The sequence below is a fragment of the Mesorhizobium sp. YM1C-6-2 genome, from assembly GCF_003666685.1.
GTDB lineage: Bacteria > Pseudomonadota > Alphaproteobacteria > Rhizobiales > Rhizobiaceae > Mesorhizobium_K.
The window spans coordinates 1-278 of the sequence record NZ_RCIZ01000045.1; the positions used below are offsets into that span (position 1 = coordinate 1).

Annotated in this window: 1 protein-coding gene; it reads right to left on the minus strand. The window is 59.4% G+C overall.

The features are described from left to right. Window positions 1-278 (minus strand): DUF1214 domain-containing protein (locus tag D8676_RS26630; RefSeq protein ID WP_121584111.1); only part of this gene is annotated, 278 nt, incomplete at both ends.

Consider the following 278-nt stretch of genomic DNA (forward strand, 5'->3'; position numbering starts at 1 on the left):
AGCGGGTTGTCGACGAAGAAGTAGTTCTCGTCATACATGGTCAGCGACCAGAAGCCGGAGACGGGCGGCGTCAGGTCCTTCTTGAAGGTCAGGACGTATTTTTCCGAACCGTTGTAGGTCCGCCTGATCACCCCGCCAGCGGACTTCTTCGACGTTGGATAGATCGCGTCCTGCGGACGGTTGGCGCCGAGTCCTATCGCCGTTATGAGCGCCCGCTGGGTGTAGTTGGTGCCGTATATGCCGGTCTTGGTGGTGAAGCCCCAGCCGTCGATGTCCTT